This window comes from Lacrimispora sphenoides (genome assembly GCF_900105215.1).
In the GTDB taxonomy this organism is placed as follows: domain Bacteria; phylum Bacillota; class Clostridia; order Lachnospirales; family Lachnospiraceae; genus Lacrimispora; species Lacrimispora sphenoides_A.
In genome coordinates, this window is sequence record NZ_FOIP01000001.1 from 2314290 (window position 1) to 2331560 (window position 17271).

The 17271-nt window shown below is 42.6% G+C and carries 18 protein-coding genes; 16 read left to right on the top strand and 2 right to left on the bottom strand.

Annotation, left to right across the window (positions count from 1 at the left end; translation table 11 throughout):
- The first annotated feature begins 653 nt into the window (after nt 1–653).
- Nucleotides 654–833 (top strand): hypothetical protein, encoded by a 180-nt coding sequence (locus BMW45_RS10510; protein ID WP_143057025.1) that lies wholly within the window; start codon nt 654–656, stop codon nt 831–833.
- A 201-nt stretch (nt 834–1034) separates the two neighbouring features.
- Nucleotides 1035–1496 carry an IS200/IS605 family transposase gene (gene tnpA, locus BMW45_RS10515; protein WP_092243116.1) on the top strand — a complete coding sequence of 154 codons (462 nt, stop codon included), beginning with the start codon at nt 1035–1037 and terminating at the stop codon, nt 1494–1496.
- Nucleotides 1497–1785: 289 nt separating this feature from the next.
- On the opposite strand, the gene BMW45_RS10520 is transcribed toward tnpA, so the two are convergent.
- Nucleotides 1786–2154, bottom strand: coding sequence for a YmaF family protein (locus tag BMW45_RS10520; protein ID WP_092243120.1), 369 nt, complete (start codon nt 2152–2154; stop codon nt 1786–1788).
- 472 nt (nt 2155–2626) lie between these two features.
- Between BMW45_RS10520 and BMW45_RS27795 the strand changes: the two genes are divergently transcribed.
- From BMW45_RS27795 to BMW45_RS10560, 9 genes are all read left to right on the top strand, one after another.
- Entirely contained in the window at nt 2627–2974 is a 348-nt protein-coding gene (locus BMW45_RS27795; RefSeq protein ID WP_092243123.1) for a hypothetical protein, read from the top strand.
- A gap of 130 nt (nt 2975–3104) precedes the next feature.
- Nucleotides 3105–3236 carry a hypothetical protein gene (locus tag BMW45_RS29090; protein ID WP_092243126.1) on the top strand — a complete coding sequence of 44 codons (132 nt, stop codon included), beginning with the start codon at nt 3105–3107 and terminating at the stop codon, nt 3234–3236.
- Between the two features lie 81 nt (nt 3237–3317).
- Nucleotides 3318–3548, top strand: coding sequence for a hypothetical protein (locus tag BMW45_RS10535; protein WP_092243129.1), 231 nt, complete (start codon nt 3318–3320; stop codon nt 3546–3548).
- On the top strand, nt 3545–3682 hold the full coding sequence (locus BMW45_RS10540; protein WP_092243132.1) for an XkdX family protein: 138 nt from the start codon (nt 3545–3547) through the stop codon (nt 3680–3682). Before BMW45_RS10535 ends, BMW45_RS10540 begins: the two co-directional genes overlap by 4 nt.
- Nucleotides 3672–3959: a hypothetical protein gene (locus BMW45_RS10545; RefSeq protein WP_242882986.1), complete on the top strand. Its 288-nt coding sequence runs from the start codon at nt 3672–3674 to the stop codon at nt 3957–3959. Before BMW45_RS10540 ends, BMW45_RS10545 begins: the two co-directional genes overlap by 11 nt.
- A gap of 2 nt (nt 3960–3961) precedes the next feature.
- Nucleotides 3962–4255 carry a phage holin family protein gene (locus BMW45_RS10550; RefSeq protein WP_025229889.1) on the top strand — a complete coding sequence of 98 codons (294 nt, stop codon included), beginning with the start codon at nt 3962–3964 and terminating at the stop codon, nt 4253–4255.
- Nucleotides 4256–4324: 69 nt separating this feature from the next.
- Entirely contained in the window at nt 4325–4537 is a 213-nt protein-coding gene (locus tag BMW45_RS28435) for an N-acetylmuramoyl-L-alanine amidase (RefSeq protein WP_242882988.1), read from the top strand.
- Nucleotides 4498–4698 (top strand): peptidoglycan recognition protein family protein, encoded by a 201-nt coding sequence (locus tag BMW45_RS28440; protein WP_242882990.1) that lies wholly within the window; start codon nt 4498–4500, stop codon nt 4696–4698. The genes BMW45_RS28435 and BMW45_RS28440 overlap by 40 nt, the downstream gene beginning before the upstream one ends.
- Nucleotides 4699–5326: 628 nt before the next feature.
- Nucleotides 5327–8395 (top strand): glycoside hydrolase family 2 TIM barrel-domain containing protein, encoded by a 3069-nt coding sequence (locus BMW45_RS10560; RefSeq protein ID WP_092243136.1) that lies wholly within the window; start codon nt 5327–5329, stop codon nt 8393–8395.
- A gap of 137 nt (nt 8396–8532) precedes the next feature.
- Here the strand turns inward: BMW45_RS10560 and BMW45_RS10565 are convergent, their stop codons facing one another.
- A complete protein-coding gene (locus BMW45_RS10565) occupies nt 8533–9144 on the bottom strand; it encodes a recombinase family protein (RefSeq protein WP_025229887.1) in 612 nt (203 codons plus the stop codon).
- Between the two features lie 611 nt (nt 9145–9755).
- Here BMW45_RS10565 and BMW45_RS10570 point away from each other — a divergent pair.
- The 5 genes from BMW45_RS10570 (at nt 9756) to BMW45_RS10590 (ending at nt 17253) form a co-directional block, all read left to right on the top strand.
- A complete protein-coding gene (locus BMW45_RS10570) occupies nt 9756–11975 on the top strand; it encodes a methyl-accepting chemotaxis protein (RefSeq protein ID WP_166433314.1) in 2220 nt (739 codons plus the stop codon).
- 204 nt (nt 11976–12179) lie between these two features.
- Nucleotides 12180–14075 carry a BglG family transcription antiterminator gene (locus BMW45_RS10575; RefSeq protein ID WP_166433315.1) on the top strand — a complete coding sequence of 632 codons (1896 nt, stop codon included), beginning with the start codon at nt 12180–12182 and terminating at the stop codon, nt 14073–14075.
- Between the two features lie 118 nt (nt 14076–14193).
- The gene (locus tag BMW45_RS10580) at nt 14194–15618 is read left to right on the top strand and encodes a 6-phospho-beta-glucosidase (RefSeq protein ID WP_092243144.1); all 1425 of its coding nucleotides are present in this window, start codon (nt 14194–14196) and stop codon (nt 15616–15618) included.
- Between the two features lie 11 nt (nt 15619–15629).
- The gene (locus BMW45_RS10585; RefSeq protein ID WP_092243147.1) at nt 15630–15938 is read left to right on the top strand and encodes a PTS sugar transporter subunit IIB; all 309 of its coding nucleotides are present in this window, start codon (nt 15630–15632) and stop codon (nt 15936–15938) included.
- A 25-nt stretch (nt 15939–15963) separates the two neighbouring features.
- Nucleotides 15964–17253 (top strand): PTS sugar transporter subunit IIC, encoded by a 1290-nt coding sequence (locus BMW45_RS10590; protein ID WP_092243149.1) that lies wholly within the window; start codon nt 15964–15966, stop codon nt 17251–17253.
- Nucleotides 17254–17271 lie beyond the last annotated feature (18 nt).

Here is a 17271-nt window from a genome sequence, read left to right on the forward strand (position 1 = left end):
GGCCATGTTCTTAATTACATCGGAGTAGCTTGGGAAGATTATCCAGCCGTGCAGATGTCAATTTATGATTTTCCAGAGTATATGCCGTAAAAAAGGTAGTAGCCGGCAAGACCGGAGAGTCATGTCGGCTAAGTGAAAGGTTATAAAGACTTTGTCTTTATGGTCATAGTATAGCATCATATTCTTAAATAAATCTGAAATAAGAGTAATTCATTGTAAAAAGGAAGGAGCCGGAAAGATCATAAATCCTACCGGCTGTATGAAAAAAAGTTTTATCTAAAGGTTATTGGCCTCTTTACAGTTATTAGTATACCGGGAAATTGTGACGGGATTTTGATGGATCTGTGAAGAGTTTGTGAAAAGAGAACAGGTTGCCGGATATAAAAATTGATGCAGGGTACGGAGGTGATGGCTATGAGTGTCCTGGTGTGGGAAAGATAAAATTGAGCATGGTCAGAGCTTTTGCCAGGAGTGCGACGAACAGACTGAATGGAAAGAGGAACAAAATTGGGATTTTATGAAAAGATTGTACATTGAGAACTTAATATTTTAGTTGGTAAAGAGTGTCAAAGAAAATAACTTTGCATTTATTAATAATATAAGATTATGAAAATAGGAATATTTATATGGATTGTTCTCAAGGTGATCCCAGAATGGATTTTGGTGGAAGAGGCTCAGGTAGAAGAGGTTTCGACAGAAGGGAAATGCGGGAAGAATTCAATAGAAGAATGGAATTTGACAGAAGACATAAAGTTGAAAGAAGAGAAGAATTCGACAGAAGACATGATTTTGATTTAAGATTTCCATTTTGGTGGTTATTATTTTTTTCATAATAACTATTTTAAGCCGGACTACCAACTATAATATTTAGTTGGTAGTTTTTTTATGGGTCGTGACCCTGTTGAGCTCGCGAAGCGTGCGAAATATCAACCACCCGCTATGCGGGTGCGCGGTGTTTGTTATACAAAAAAATCACCTTTCCGTTATAATGAGGTTGTTCAAGCCAATTTATAACGAGAGGAAAGGTGATTTTAATGGCCAATAAGGCAAACAGTTTAGCACACACCAAATGGATGTGTAAGTATCACATAGTGTTCACACCAAAGTACAGGAGAAAAATAATTTACAACCAGTACAAGGAGAGCATCAGAGATATTTTGAAACAGCTATGTGGATACAAAGGCGTAGAGATATTGGAAGGGCATGTAATGCCCGACCATGTCCATATGCTAGTAAGTATTCCGCCTAAACTTAGTGTATCACAATTTATGGGATACCTCAAAGGAAAAAGTGCGCTAATGATTTTCGATCAGCACGCAAACTTAAAGTATAAGTTTGGAAATCGGCATTTTTGGGCAGAGGGATATTATGTGAGCACAGTTGGACTTAACGAGGCAACTATAAAGAAATATATCCAGGAACAAGAAAGTCACGATGTTGCAATGGATAAATTAAGCGTCAAAGAGTATGAAGACCCTTTTAAGGGTAGCCGGTAGTACAAATGCCCTTTCAAGGGCTGCGACGAGTCAAGGGCGTTAAGGCTTGAACAAAGTGAAAGCCAGCGTCTTTAGGCGCTGGCCGGTAACAGAGGCTTATAGCCTCAGAGCAAACCACCCGTTTGACGGGTGGTCATGATTGTCATAATCAAATAAACATTTGCAATAAAAAGAAAAGGTATATTATAAATTGGGGTTAATTTTTTGCCATCGTACGTTGAATCAAAAACCACATCTCAAACGAAATAAGCAGCCTGAGATGTGGTAGGTTTAAATTTCAAAAAAATAATTAAGCTTCTTCACCGATAGGATCATTAATCAAGGTGGCCACTCTAAAGTCATGAAAGTGACCATCGCTAACTTCTGTTACGGATTCCAGAAAATGAACATGTCTGTCCCCAACAGGAATTGCAAGCGATGTTTTACCACGAAATTCATGAAAATGATTTTCATAAAAATCTGTTCTAAATTTTACTTCATGAAAGTGGCTCATGCCAGCAGGGATTACTTCACCAGAAACCGTAGCAAAACGATGATTATGGGGATCTTCTTCGCGTTCTGCTATCTCTACGCTGCCTTGAACTTCATGAACGTGTGCCTGCTGCTTATCATGGCAATCACAATGTTCTTTATGCCAATCTTGGCTATAGTCATTCATATTGATTTACTCCTGTATTCCAATATTAGGAAAATCTTGTTTTCCATTATTATTATATGAATATAATGCAATAAGGTGTTGTTCCTGAGACGGCCTATAGTAAGGGGAAATATGGTATAAAAAGTGCCAAGTAAATTTACTTGGCATAAGATTTATCAGTATTTAGGACAATACTAAAATTACTAAGATCCAGAACTTTTATGCAGATGGGGATATGCTCACGCCGGTTCAAGATAGGGCTCTGGAGTATCCTGGACTGGTAGAGTAGACAGCGATAGCGAAAGAAACTCTTTTAAATTGCTGCATACAATATAATATATTGTACAAAACATTTATTGCTATAAATTACTCCAACAAAGTGGGCTCCGGAGATCTGAACTGGGGCCTTTTATCTACCCATTCTCAAAATTCACACCCCACTTACTTGTCCCATATAATATTGTGTAGTACGATATGAAAGGAGTCTAAGTATATGAGTAATGATAATTTAAAATGTAGATGTAAATATTTTGAAAAGTGCGAACCCAAACGTGAATGTGAATGCGAAAAGAAACGCGAATGTGAATGCGAAAAGAAACGCGAATGCGAATGCGAAAAGAAACGTGAATGCGAATGCGAAAAGAAACGTGAGTGCGAATGCGAAAAGAAACATGATCATGATAAGGACTGCGAATGGTTCGGAAAAGCATTAAAGGAATCTTACTGGAGAGGCTTTAAAGACGGCTGCAGAAAATGCAGACGGAAAGAAAATGAATGTGACGAACGTGAAAAGTATGATGAGTATGAAGATTACGAAGAATATGACGAGTATGAAAGATAGTTAATGATAAGAGCGGGCTTCGGTATTCCGGGCCCGCTTTAACAAGCTCTTTGCAATCTGCCTGCGGCATATTAACTTGATTACAATTCAACTTTTACTCCAAAACGTTTTTTTTGATGAAAACGGATATATGAAAATTGGTTGGATCCAAGTAGGAAACAACTGGTACTATACTAATGATACAGGAGTTATGGAAACAGGAGAACGCCGGATAGATGGGGTAACTTATAATTTTAATGCATATGGAATTATGAAAAATTAAAGAATAGATTTGATTATATTGAGAGATAGCTTTAGCTGTCTCTTTTTCTATACCCAAAACGACGAAAGGAGGTGATGATACATGGCTAGGGCTCCTGATGAAGCGAAACTAAAAGCTAAAGAACTTTATGCGAATGGTAAAATGTTAATTGTGATAGCTAATCAATTAGACGGAATAACAGAGGTTAAGGCCGATGTAATAATCGCGGCATTCCGAGCACCTAATGTGTGTGAGCAGATTGCAGAAACAAACGCAAAGTTATTATACCTTTCTATGATGACAGGTATTGAAATGGAGGGTCTGGGTATATGAGCGAACGTTATGAATTGGTAAAAAAGTATTGTGATTTAGGGTACTGGACGGAGAAAATGGTATGGAATGCGGTGGGGCGTTGGATTACAGAGAAAGAATACATGGATATCACCGGAAAAGAAAATGAAAAATAGAAAGAATGAGGCATGGTCCGTTGTTAGAAATCATAAAGTATATGGACAGGCATTGGGTAGACAGGCAATTTTTGACGGAATGCAAGCGCTGCTTAGAGATAGAATAAACGGTGTATACAATCATTACCAGGATAAGAGATTTTGTCCCATTTATGCCAAAGAGAATGTAAAGCGGATGTACGATGCCTATCATGACCTGGGTGGGAATGATGTAGCAACGAGACTTAAAGACAATTTATTATCCATGCCGGAGGAACCGGAAGAAAGAGAGGATTAATTATGGAACAGATTATGAATTATGTCAAACCGGAACTGATCGTAGTGGCAGTAGTTCTGTACTTTTTAGGACAGGCGATTAAAAAGAGCCAGACCATCAAAGATAAGTATATCCCCCTTATCAATGGGGCTGTGGGCATTGTGTTGTGTGGTATATACGTTTTGGGCACAAGTAGCTACCAGACCGGGCAGGAAATTGCTATGGCGATATTTACGGCCATTACGCAGGGTGTTCTGGTTGCCGGATTGAGTACATATGTAGATCAGATTATTAAGCAGTCTAGAAAAACTGAATAATTGTTGTGATATCACAACTTTTAGGCCTGGGATTTTCCTGGGCCTTTTCTTATGAAATAGAGGAATGGTATGCAGATTAAAAAATTGCTTACGCCTTATTACTACACCGCAGGTACCGCAGACCGTATTAAGTACATTGTGATCCATTATGTAGGAGCCCTGGGAGGGGCAGAAGCAAACTGCAAGTATTACGCCTCCCAATACATTGGGACCAGCGCTCACTATTTAGTATTGGTATTGAAATGTGTGTTAGAAATAGTTGTGGAAATCTGGCAGACATAAGCCGGGACTGGTACTTTGAAGATGCAACGGTTCAGAAGGCCATAGAGCTGACTAAGGAGCTGATGGCGAAATATAACATTCCTGTGGACCGAGTGGTCCGCCATCATGATGACATTACAGTAGCCAGGATTGGCGGAATAGGGGCACAAAGGAATTTGTAAGATATTATTAATAGTATATGCTTATGTTGGAACATATAATTATACTGGCAGGTACAAACTGCTGGCAATCGTGTATAGGATGGTAGGCCTCGATTCTACATAGAATGGAGGTGTTGCTCATGAAGTATTTTGACTTTAAGGACTTAATGTCTTTTGGCGCGTTCTTTCTGGCACTGCTGACATTCGTCTTGAAGATGTGTCGCTAAATACAAAAACCTTCCCTGTACTTTGGCCGGTTGGGAAGGTTTTGCTTTTCTAATTAGCCAACCACCCTGTGGCGATTGCCTTTTTTATTATATTATACATACTGTTAAAATATTACAAGTACAGGATACTTTCATCAACAAATTGCTGCGGGTATCCGAAATTTCGGACCAGCTATATAAAAAGTAGATTATATCATTATCTGACTCATTTTGACTGCATGATGTTTTGTTTTGACTGTTTTTAGGTGGTTGTAGTTGGTGATGATAAAAGTATCAAAAACGATTTTAAACGGAAAAGTACGTATCTATAGGAATTTCTAAAACCAACAGTATCATTTTGTGCATAGTTTGTCTAATTGGAGATATGGATTTTCTATCCTTACATTTTATAATAAAGGTAATAAACGAAGGAGGATTCAACCATGATCGTACCCAAACATTATGAAAATCTCCACTTGCTTCATGAGAACACCATGCCAAACAGGTCCTACTATATACCTGCTTCCCAGGCGCGTTTTGACCTTGTGGAGCACAGGGAAAATTCTGACCGGTTTAAACTCTTAAACGGGACATGGAAATTCTGCTATTTTGACAGCATTTATGATGTAAAAGAGGAGTTTTTCCAGGAAGGCTATGATACCGGAAATTATGATGATATTCCGGTTCCCGGCTGTTTCCAGAACTATGGATATGACAGACACCAATATACCAATATCCGCTACCCCTTCCCCATGGACCCACCCTATGTACCGGCTGAAAATCCATGCGGGGCTTATGTCCGCCATTTTATCTATGAAAGGGACGAGAATGCTCCCAGAGCTTACATAAACTTTGAAGGAGTGGATTCCTGTTTTTATGTGTGGCTGAACGGAAGCTATGTGGGATACAGCCAGGTATCCCATTCCACCAGCGAGTTTGATGTGACAAGTCTGATCCGTGAGGGAGAAAACACCTTAGCTGTCCTTGTTTTAAAATGGTGCGACGGAAGCTATCTGGAAGATCAGGATAAATTCCGCATGACCGGCATTTTCCGGGACGTGTATCTTTTAAGAAGGCCGGAAGAGGGAATTTTTGATTATTTTTTAACAACCTCCCGGGAAGAGAATCAGGCTCATATCCAGGCAGCAGTCACCTTTTTTGGGAAAGATGTTCCAATAAATGCGTTGGTATATGATCCCCAAGGGGAGCTGGCCGCCAGCCAGGAAGGAATCCCACAGGATGGCAGCCTTCTTTTGACCATAGATAATCCGGTGCTTTGGAATGCAGAGCAGCCTTACCTTTATACCCTTGTTCTGGAATGCCAGAATGAAGTGATCGTGGACCGCCTGGGAATCAGGGAAATCACCGTAAAAGACGGAGTGTTATATTTTAACGGGGAGAAGATTAAATTCCATGGTGTCAACCGCCATGACAGCGATCCGGTGACAGGGTCTGTCATCAGCCTGGAACAGATGAAAAAAGACTTAATGATCATGAAGGAGCATAATGTCAATGCTATCCGTACCAGCCATTATCCGAATGGGCCTCAGTTCTACCAGTTGTGCGACGAGTACGGCTTCTATGTCATTGACGAAGCAGACAATGAGAGCCACGGAACTAACTCCATCTACATGGAAGATCATTCCATAGAAGCTGTGCATGGCCGCTGGAACCGGGCCATTGCAGATAATCCGGAGTTTACCCAGGCCACGGTTGACCGCACGCAGCGTTTGGTGCAACGGGATAAGAACCGGTCAAGTGTTGTGATCTGGTCCATGGGAAATGAATGCGCCTATGGCTGCACCTTTGAAGCCGCTCTGGCCTGGACCAAAGCCTTTGATCCTTCCAGGCTCACCCATTATGAAGCGGCCCGCTACCGTGACCGGAGCAAGACCTATGATTTTTCCAATCTGGATTTATACAGCCGCATGTATCCGAAGCTGGAAGAAATTCATGAATACATTGGAAGAAATACCGGAAAGCCTTTTATCCTGTGTGAGTACAGTCATGCCATGGGCAATGGACCGGGGGATCTGGAAGATTATTTTAAAGTGTTTGACCAGTACGACCAGGTCTGCGGCGGGTTTGTTTGGGAGTGGTGTGACCATGCCATCTATCAGGGAAGGACCTTGGATGGAAAACCTATGTACCTTTATGGAGGAGATCACGGCGAGTATCCTCATGACGGCAATTTCTGTATGGACGGCCTGGTATACCCGGACAGAAGACCTCACACCGGTCTGATGGAATTTAAAAATGTGTACCGTCCGGCAAGGTTTGTTTCCTTTGACCAGGAAAAGAAGGAGCTGGTGCTTCAAAACCGCATGGATTTTATCGGATTGAAGGATTATGCGGTAATTGAATATGAGGTGACCTGTGACGGAGAAGTCACTGCAAAGGGAATTCTTAAGGACGGAGATATGCCGGAAATAAAGCCTCATGGCATAGGCAGTTTGACTTTGGACTTTGAGGTCCCTCAAAAGGGAAAATGTTATCTGAAGGTTCAGTATTTATTAAAGCAGAATACAGCCCTTTTAAAAGCCGGATGCATTTTGGGATTTGAGGAAATACTCCTTGAAAATGAAGATACGAGAAACCAGACCGGGGTTTGCCTGTTAAAAGGACAGGGAGCAATTGACGAGGAGAGAGTGTGTCCTGCGATACGGGAAGATGACCGTTATCTTTATATAGACGGTACAAACTTTGCCTATACCTACAACAAGCTGACCGGCTGTTTTCAGGATATGTTGTTTGAAAACAGGACTCTTCTGGAGCGCCCCATGGAATATAACATCTGGAGAGCACCAACGGATAATGACAGATATATAAAGAATAAGTGGATGGAAGCCCATTATGACCGGGCCATATCCAGGGTTTATGAAACCTCTTATGAATTAAAGGATGGGCAGGTGGAAATAAGGACCGTTCTGACCGTTACTGCTGCTGTGATCCAGAGAATATTAATGATTGAAGCATTGTGGACCATCGGAAATGATGGAGTTTTGAATGGAAAGCTGGATGTGAAGAGGGATATGGAATTTCCAGAGCTTCCAAGGTTTGGCCTTCGCCTTTTCCTTCCAAAGGGCATGGATCAGGTAACCTATTATGGTCTGGGACCGGTGGAAAATTACCTGGATAAGAGAAGAGCAAGCTATCACGGGTTATTTAATGCCGGGGTAAAGGAAATGCATGAGGACTATTTAAAGCCTCAGGAGAACGGAAGCCGGAGCGATTGTGATTTTGTAACGGTAAAAGGTGGGGGAGCTTCCCTCTCGGCAGCTTCAGAACGGACATTTTCTTTTAATGCATCGGTTTATACCCAGGAGGAGTTGACAGAAAAAGCCCATAATTATGAGCTGGCAGCCTCAGGCTATACAGTCCTTTGCCTGGATTACCGCCAGGACGGGATCGGATCAGCAAGCTGTGGACCGGATCTTCGGAAAGAATACCGGTTTGATGAAGAGGAATTTGTTTTTGAAGTGAGATTGGTTCCTAAGAAAGCGGATATTTGACTTTCGTTTGACTGGATCGGTCAAGAGAGGAATCGATATTTCCGCATATGTGAATAGAAATTTATGTTTGTATTATCAGGCAGGATCGTTGATGAAAAGCAGCGGTTCTGCCTGTTTTATTTCCTATAGGGGCTGTTTTAAAAAGTCTTTGTATTTGACTTGTGTTTTTTTATCATTGTCCGAAATTGGCTGACAGTGATGCCTAACTCCTTGCTTGCGGTTTCAAGGGTATAAATGCGCTTCTGCCATTTTTCGTAAACCGGGTAAAACTCATCAGGAATAGGGGTAGGAAATCGGCCCAGATGCTTTCCCTGGGCTTTTGCAAGGGCAATTCCCTCTGCCTGACGTTGTTTGATGTTTTCCCGCTCTGCCTGCGCTACATAGGAGAGGAGCTGCAGGACAATATCGGAAATCAGGGTGCCGATCAGATCTTTATTTGTTCTTGTGTCCAGAATGGGCATATCCAGAATCACAATATCAGCTTTTCTGGCTTTCACGATTTCCCGCCATTCTTCCTGTATGTCATCGTAATTTCTTCCCAGACGGTCAATGCTTTTTACAACTAGGACATCTCCCTCTTTTAATTTCCTTTTTAACTTTTGATATTGGGGCCTGTTAAAATCCTTTCCTGATAATTTATCGCAATATATGTTCTTGTCAATAATGCCCCAGCGCAGAAGCTCTACCTTTTGCCGTTCTGTGTTTTGTTCTAATGAGGAGACCCTCATGTATCCATAAAAATTTTTCATTAAAATAACCTCCTGTCATTCTTAATTATGGCATGAGGTCAAGAGATTATTCTACTATATTAGTATTTATGAAAACAAAAGCCTGCAGGTCAAAATGTAAAAATGAAAATCAAATAAATAAGAAATGCTGTTCTACCGGGGATTCCTGTAAATAAAACGGGGATTACAGAAATAGATTGTTTGATAAGAAGGTACACCTTTTTATCAAATATAAACAGCCTAAAAATACTACGTTTATTATAAGCACTATTTCGACAAAATACAACATATTTCACACATATTATACTTATTCTCTTTACATTTTGCCAGTGATATCAAGGTGTACCTTTTTGCTATTGTACTGTAACCAGCAGGACTACCAGTTATGCTTTCGGCTGGCAGGCGGCAATTTATCAGTGCAAGTTCAATTATAAGCAGAGAAGAAAATACGCAAACTATGAGAGGAACACGGATTTGCGACAGGGGGGAGAGGTAAAAGTGGAAGTATTCAAAAATAAAAGTAATTTATACATATATGTAACTATGTATGTTTCGCCGCATCAAAGATAGGAGAGAAAGTCAGATCATTGATGGCAGAATTTCACAATAACAATCATATGAGGAAAATACACATGAAAATTGGAATAGGAAACATACAGCGGAACAAATACAGGAAAATTTCAGAGAAAATTGCAATCGTGATCACAGCAGCATTGCTTGTGGTTTTTGCTATTTTAAGTATTATAGTCGTCAGTCTTTCAGGCAATGAAACCGGTACAGCGGTACGCTCTGAGCTTACAAATTTGGCCCACGCAAATGGAAACCAGGTACAGGCGATCCTGGATGCTGCATCAAAACAGGCAGCAGCAATGCAGGATTATATTGGTAAGACCTATAACCAGGGAGCTGCGGTTATCTCATCTGCCGAGGACATCAAGGTAAAAAGCGCAGTGTATCACACGGAAATGTCTGATTTAAGCATTGAAGTAGAAAATTATTTACTTAACAGCATGTGCTCTGTCGTTGTGGCAGATGAGGATATCGTTGGGTTCGGAATCTTTTTTGAGCCTGGCAAGTTCGATAAAAGCATAGAGGATTATGGGTTTTATGTGAATAGTGAGGATGCTGCCAATAAAAAAGCGCAGCCTTTTGGAAAATACAGTGATTACAGTGATAAGGACTATTATAAGCCTGTGAAAGAAACCGGCAAGCCTTATTTTACAAAGCCTTATGAATATCAGGGCACTACCATGATCACTGCCGCATATCCCGTTATGATTAAAGATGAGTTCCGGGGAGTGATCGCAGCTGATATTGATGTTGGTCATTTTAATAAGCTAACCACATCTTCCGAAGATTATAAAACGCTATACGTTGGTATTCTTACAGATGATTTTACCACGGTATACGACAGTAGATTTGCCGAAGACATTGGCCATAATCTCTCTGAGTTTTTAAAAAATCCAGAAGAAATGAAGAAGGTTACCGATGGAGCAGCTTTGGGAAAAGCATTTTCCTGTACCACTGTCCTTGAGGATGGACATAAAGTATCCCGGTTTTTCTACCCGATTGATGTAGAAGGAACCCATTGGTGGGCACAGACTGCATTGGATACCTCTGACTTAAATAAAGATATCGAAATATTAACGGCTACAATTGTAACTGTTTCTGTTTTGTCGCTGGTGGCTGTGGCCGCCATTGTTATCATTGTTTTAAAGAAGGCGCTGAAGCCGATTAACGGTGTGGTTTCTGCCGCTGCTGAGATCGCTGCAGGTAATCTTGCAATACAGGTACATACACAAAGCAATGATGAGATTGGGATTCTTTCCAGAACCTTTATGGAAATGGCGGAAAACTTGAGGTCCATCATTCAGGATATTAAATACTTATTAGAGGAAATGAGTGAGGGGAATTTCAGAATCGATACAAAATATGAGGAAAAATACATCGGCGATTATCAGGAGATACTAATTGCCATGAGAACCATTAACCGTAATTTAAGTGAAACCCTCGCGGAAATTAATACTGCCTCTGATCAGGTTTCGGCAGGAGCGGGGCAGATGTCAGACGGCGCACAGACTTTAAGCCAGGGAGCGGCAGAGCAGGCAAGTTCCGTGGAAGAACTTACGTCCAACATCACCGAAATTTCCGAGCGGATCAAAAATAATGCGGACAATGCCAAACAGGCAAGCCGTTTATCGGAGGAATCAGGAGAGGAGGTTGCACAAAGCAACCAGCAAATGCAGCAGCTGATGAAGGCAATGGAGGAAATCACCGATACCTCTAAAGAGATCGGTAAAATTATCCACACCATCGATGACATTGCATTCCAAACGAATATCCTGGCTTTAAACGCCGCTGTGGAAGCGGCCCGTGCCGGCGAAGCAGGCAAGGGATTTTCTGTGGTGGCGGATGAGGTGCGAAACCTCGCAGGAAAATCAGCCGAAGCCGCAAAAAATACTACGGCACTGATTGAAAGCACGGTGGAGGCAATTGAGAAGGGCAGGTTACTGGCCGATCAAGCTGCCGGCTCTCTTCTTGAGGTGGTGGATACATCTAAGAGCGTGGATGAAAGAATCCGGCAAATAGCAAAAGCTTCCGATGAAGAGTCTTATGCGGTTACTCAGATTGCAGCAGGACTTGAACAGATTTCATCAGTTGTACAAACCAACTCCGCAACATCAGAAGAAAGCGCGGCTGCAAGTGAGGAGCTTTCGGGACAGGCACAGATGTTAAAGAGTCTGGTAAACAGATTTAAGCTAAGAGATTCAGGCGAAAGGATTGCGGCTCATAGGGCTCCAAACCCAGCCATAGAACCAGCTGATGATTTTATGACCGGCGGTAAATATTAATAGAAATACTCTGACAGCAGTGCCGGTGCCTGGTAATTTCAGGCCTCCGGCACTGTTTTTGTATAAATCATGGGAAAAGGTTCCCGGCCCACACACCTCTAATTACCAGAATTAATGTGGTAAAAATCTGAATGGAAAAATAACGCTTGCCATGTTATGCTGATAATAAGGTTTAGTGGAACAAAAAGTGCGAAGGAGACGGCTATGCTTTGGAAACAGTTGCAGGAATTGCTGATGCTCTTGAGTCAGGAAGAATACAGAACGGCTTCGACATTGGCGGAACAGCTGAAGGTCAGTGAGAAGACGGTACGGCTGAGACTGAAGGATTTAAGCGGGCTGCTGGAAGGCCATGGAGCGGAAATAAGCTCAAAAGCGAGATATGGATATATACTTCGGATTCATGACCAGGAGAAATTTAACGCATACATAAAGAAAGAAAGGGACAATACGGAGCATTTTCCGGAAAGGGAACATGAGAGAAGAGAATTTTTGCTGGCATACCTGATATCCAGGATGGATTATATCAAGATCGATGAGCTTTGTGATTTTCTCTTTGTTTCAAAATCCACCTTGTCCAATTCTCTTAAAACGGTGGAAGGAATATTAAAGCGCTACGGCCTTTCCATTGAACGGAAGCCTAATTACGGGATCAGGATCCAGGGTGAGGAATTTGATATCCGCAGGCTGTTAAGCGATTATTTTATCAAGCGACAGGGCTTAACAGGGGTGGACATCAGCCATCAGGAAAGCGAAATGATCCATCTGGCAGAAGTGATTAAAGGTCTTTTAAAGAAGTATGGGATCCGTCTTTCCGAGATTGCCTTTGAGAATTTCGTGGAATATACCTATGTGGCCAGGAAGCGGATGAAGTCAGGCTTTTATCTTCGGCTGGACAAGGAAAACCTGCCGGAAATAGGGGGTAAGGAATCCGCCCTCATCCGGGAGCTTATTTCTTCTATCGGAACCCAGGAACAGATCGTCTATACGGCTGATGAGGAACATTATCTCTTACTGTATCTGGCCGGAAAAAGAATGATCGGAAGCACCCTGGAAAACGACATCAATTTTGTGATCAGGGAGCAGACCGACCAGTTAGCCCTTGCCATGATGGAGCTGGTAAGCAGGGAATACGGGTTGGAAATGCATAATAATTTTGAGATACGGATGACCTTAAACCAGCATCTGGTCCCCTTTGATATCAGGATCCGGTACGATATTCCGCTGAAAAACCCAATTCTGGAGGACATTAAGCAGAGGTATTGCTTGGCTTATCAGATATCCTATGAAGCAGTAGGAGTCCTTAAAAAGCATTATAAAAAGGATATTTCCGAGGATGAGATCGGATATTTTGCCCTGATCTTCCAATTGGCTTTAGAAAAGGAGAAGATGGATCCCTGCTCAGATATTCTTGTGGTATGCAGCACGGGAAAGGGTAGCTCCCGGTTATTAAAATACAAATATGAAAGTGAATTTTCCGGTTATTTAAGGAATATCTATGTCTGCGATCTTCTGGAGCTGGAGCATTTCGATTTCCAGAAGGTCGATTATATCTTTTCCACCGTTCCAATTCCCATGGAGGTCCCGGTGCCTATTGTAGAGGTGGGGGCATTTCTGGAAGCTGATGATATCCAGAAGATCACAAAAACCCTTAGAAGAGGTAACAGCCGTGGGATCATAAAGCGGTATTATACTCCGCAGCGCCTGCTTACAGGGATGGAAGGAAAGCATAAGGAAGATATATTAAAGGATTTATGCGGCGTGATCAAAAAGCAGGAAAAGGTGGATGATAATTTTTATGAGCTGGTGCTGGAGCGGGAAACCTTTGCCCAGATGGATTATGGAAATTATATCACCCTCCCGCACCCAAACCAGATCGCTTCAGAGGAAACCTTTGCTTATGTGGCGATCCTTAAAGAACCGGTTATCTGGAACAAGCTTCCGGTCCAGATCGTCCTGCTGATTTCCATAGGAAGAAAAGAGGATAGAAACCGTCAGACCTTTTATGAAACAACTGCACGGTTTGCCCTTAATAAGGAAGCAGTGAAACAATTGATCCAGAAACCGGAGTATGAGACTTTACTGGATCTGCTGGAAGAATAAAGATACCACATTCAGACTGCGAGGAACTGCCAGATTGAATGTGGTATTTTTTTCGTTGGAGTTTTAAACGGACTGATGTTACCATAAAGACAAATGATTGAAGGAGGAAACAATACATATGCTGAGAAAAGATTTTCTGTGGGGAGGTGCAGTAGCTGCCCATCAGCTGGAAGGAGCCTGGAAAGAAGGAGGCAAAGGCGTCAGCGTTGCCGATGTGATGACAGCTGGAGCCAATGGAAAGGAACGGGAGATCACAGATGGTGTCATAGAAGGAAAATATTACCCCAACCATGAGGGCATTGATTTTTACCACCGATATAAAGAAGATATCCTTCTTTTTGCGGAAATGGGTTTTCAGTGCTTCCGCACCTCCATTGCCTGGACCAGGATTTTTCCTACGGGAGAAGAGTCAGAACCTAATGAAGAAGGCCTCCGGTTTTATGACGACTTATTTGATGAGTGCAGAAAGCATGGGATCCAGCCGGTAGTGACCCTGTCCCACTTTGAAATGCCATATGAACTGGCGGTTAAGTACGGCGGCTTTAGAAGCCGCATCTGTGTGGAGCTGTTCGTGAAGTTTGCCAAAGCTTGCTTTGAACGGTATAAGGACAAGGTGACCTATTGGATGACCTTTAACGAGATCAATAACCAGGCTGATTATGACGGAGACTTTGCACCATTTACCAACTCAGGACTTCGTTTTAAGGAAGGAGATAACCGGGAACATCTGATGTACCAGGCAGCCCATTATGAGCTGGTGGCATCAGCTCTGGCAGTAAAGGCGGGACATGAGATAAATCCTGATTTTAAGATCGGCTGTATGATGGCCATGTGCCCCATTTATCCCTACTCCTGTGATCCAAAAGATATGATGATGGCCATGTCTTCCATGCAGAAACGCTACTGGTTTGCTGATGTCCATGTAAGAGGGCAATATCCAGAATACATAAAGGCATATTGGAAACGGAAAGGGATGGTTCTTGATATCACATCGGAAGACTTGGAGGCGCTTAAAGCAGGCTGTGTGGATTATATCGGATTCAGCTATTACATGTCCTTTACTGTGAAGCACAGGGACGATAATCCAGAGTATGATTACCGGGAAGGCAGAGACAGGGTGAAAAACCCTTATGTGCAGGCAAGCCAGTGGGGATGGCCCATTGATCCGGAAGGGCTTCGCTACACCATGAACTGGCTGTATGACAGGTACGGGCTTCCTCTGTTTATTGTGGAAAATGGCTTCGGTGCCTATGACAAGCTGGGAGATGACGGCATCATCCATGACGGGTACCGGATCGAATATTTAAAGGCTCATATCGAATCTATGAAAAAATGTGTGGAACAGGATGGAGTGGATCTCTTGGGATATACACCCTGGGGCTGTATTGACCTGGTATCTGCCGGGACCGGTGAGATGGAGAAGCGCTACGGATTCATCTATGTGGATAAGGACAATCAGGGAAACGGAACAGGAGAGCGGAGCAGAAAAGAAAGCTTTTACTGGTTTAAGAAGGTGATTCAAACAAACGGAGAGGAATTATAGGAGGGGAAAGTATGTTAAAGATTCGGTTATTTTGCAATCAGGGAATGTCCACAAGCCTGCTTGTGAGTAAAATGAGGGAGGCAGCGGCTCAGGAAGGACTGGAAGCGGATATCATGGCATTTCCGGTCAATGACTTAGATGAAAATCTGGGCGGAGTAGACTGTGCCCTGCTTGGTCCTCAGGTAGGATACTTAAAGGACAAGGTTTTAAAGACATGTGAAAGTCATCAGGTACCAATGGATGTGATCCCTATGATCGATTACGGCATGTGCAATGGAAAAAAGGTTCTGGAGTTTGCACGGAAGCTGTCAGGTAAATGAGAAAAGAAAGGGAGGGACAGTGAGGATGAAAGATTTTTTGAATAATAAAGTGATTCCTAAAATGATGGTGTTTATCAATACAAAGGCAATTCGGGGATTAAAGGATGGTCTGCTGTATTCCATGCCAATGATGATCATCGGGTCTATTTTCTTGCTTCTGGCAAATTTTCCATATACACCTTTTGCCAACTGGCTGGGGTCAGTAGGAATTACACCGGTGCTGAATCAGGTATATGAAAGCACCTTCAATATTATGGCTCTTATCGCTTCCATAGGCATTGCCTATACCTACGTAAAAAATGAGGGATATAACGGAATGCCGGCAGGGGTGATTTCCCTTTGTACTTATCTGCTGTTTCAGCCTTCCCAGGTAACCAACCAGGAGGGAGCTAATGTTGGCGTTATTTTTAAGACATGGACCGGCGGACAGGGAATGATCGGCGCTATCATTATCGGACTTATCGTAGGCTGGATCTATACCGTATTTTTAAAGAAAAACATTACCATTAAAATGCCGGATGGAGTACCAGACGGAGTTGCCACCTCTTTTACGGCCCTGATTCCGGGCGCGGTTATTATTATCGCAGCCTCCATCGTTTATGCGGTTGTTAAAAATATGTTTGCCACGACCCCAATGGAATGGATCTATAAAACCATTCAGATTCCGCTTCAGGGCCTGACCGATTCTTTTGGCGGGGTTGTTGCTATGGGATTTTTGATTCCGTTTTTCTGGTTCTTTGGAATTCATGGTTCAACCCTTGTTGGGGGAATCATGGGACCCCTCCTTACGGCCAATACTGCCGCCAATCAGGCTATTCTTGACAGCGGACGAGAGCTTAATCTGGCAAATGGCGGACACATTGTTACCCAGCAGTTTCTGGATCAGTTTATGACGGTTACAGGGGCAGGGATTACCATTGGACTGGTGATCTATCTTACCTTTTTTGCCAAATCCAACCAGTGCAGGCAAGTGGGCAGGCTGGGAATCGGACCGGCATTCTTTAACATCAATGAGCCGGTGCTTTTTGGCACGCCGGTGGTGTTAAACCCCATTATGGCGATCCCCTTCATGATCATGCCTGTTCTGTCCGGAACCATTCAGTATCTTGCAATATATACAGGACTTTGTCCCATGTATAAAGGGATTCTGGTGCCCTGGACCTGTCCTCCCATTATTTCGGGATTTTTGATCGGAGGCTGGAGGACGGCACTGCTTCAGGTGGGAATCCTGGCATTGTCATTCTTCGTGTACCTTCCATTTATCAGGGTTATCGACAAAATGTATGAGAAGCAGGAAAATCAGACCCAGGGATGATAATTACTGTAAAGAGAG

Excerpts from the sequence above, each read along its gene's own strand:
- BMW45_RS10565 (WP_025229887.1), bottom strand. The coding sequence starts at position 9,144 with ATGAAAAATTTTTATGGATACATGAGGGTCTCCTCATTAGAACAAAAC.
- BMW45_RS28435 (WP_242882988.1), top strand. The coding sequence starts at position 4,325 with ATGCAGATTAAAAAATTGCTTACGCCTTATTACTACACCGCAGGTACC.
- BMW45_RS29090 (WP_092243126.1), top strand. The coding sequence starts at position 3,105 with ATGAAAATTGGTTGGATCCAAGTAGGAAACAACTGGTACTATACTAAT.
- BMW45_RS10590 (WP_092243149.1), top strand. The coding sequence starts at position 15,964 with ATGAAAGATTTTTTGAATAATAAAGTGATTCCTAAAATGATGGTGTTT.
- BMW45_RS27795 (WP_092243123.1), top strand. The coding sequence starts at position 2,627 with ATGAGTAATGATAATTTAAAATGTAGATGTAAATATTTTGAAAAGTGC.
- BMW45_RS10545 (WP_242882986.1), top strand. The coding sequence starts at position 3,672 with ATGAAAAATAGAAAGAATGAGGCATGGTCCGTTGTTAGAAATCATAAA.
- BMW45_RS10585 (WP_092243147.1), top strand. The coding sequence starts at position 15,630 with ATGTTAAAGATTCGGTTATTTTGCAATCAGGGAATGTCCACAAGCCTG.
- BMW45_RS10575 (WP_166433315.1), top strand. The coding sequence starts at position 12,180 with ATGCTTTGGAAACAGTTGCAGGAATTGCTGATGCTCTTGAGTCAGGAA.
- tnpA (WP_092243116.1), top strand. The coding sequence starts at position 1,035 with ATGGCCAATAAGGCAAACAGTTTAGCACACACCAAATGGATGTGTAAG.
- BMW45_RS10550 (WP_025229889.1), top strand. The coding sequence starts at position 3,962 with ATGGAACAGATTATGAATTATGTCAAACCGGAACTGATCGTAGTGGCA.
- BMW45_RS28440 (WP_242882990.1), top strand. The coding sequence starts at position 4,498 with ATGTGTGTTAGAAATAGTTGTGGAAATCTGGCAGACATAAGCCGGGAC.
- BMW45_RS10580 (WP_092243144.1), top strand. The coding sequence starts at position 14,194 with ATGCTGAGAAAAGATTTTCTGTGGGGAGGTGCAGTAGCTGCCCATCAG.
- BMW45_RS10520 (WP_092243120.1), bottom strand. The coding sequence starts at position 2,154 with ATGAATGACTATAGCCAAGATTGGCATAAAGAACATTGTGATTGCCAT.
- BMW45_RS10560 (WP_092243136.1), top strand. The coding sequence starts at position 5,327 with ATGATCGTACCCAAACATTATGAAAATCTCCACTTGCTTCATGAGAAC.
- BMW45_RS10510 (WP_143057025.1), top strand. The coding sequence starts at position 654 with ATGGATTTTGGTGGAAGAGGCTCAGGTAGAAGAGGTTTCGACAGAAGG.
- BMW45_RS10540 (WP_092243132.1), top strand. The coding sequence starts at position 3,545 with ATGAGCGAACGTTATGAATTGGTAAAAAAGTATTGTGATTTAGGGTAC.
- BMW45_RS10535 (WP_092243129.1), top strand. The coding sequence starts at position 3,318 with ATGGCTAGGGCTCCTGATGAAGCGAAACTAAAAGCTAAAGAACTTTAT.
- BMW45_RS10570 (WP_166433314.1), top strand. The coding sequence starts at position 9,756 with ATGAAAATTGGAATAGGAAACATACAGCGGAACAAATACAGGAAAATT.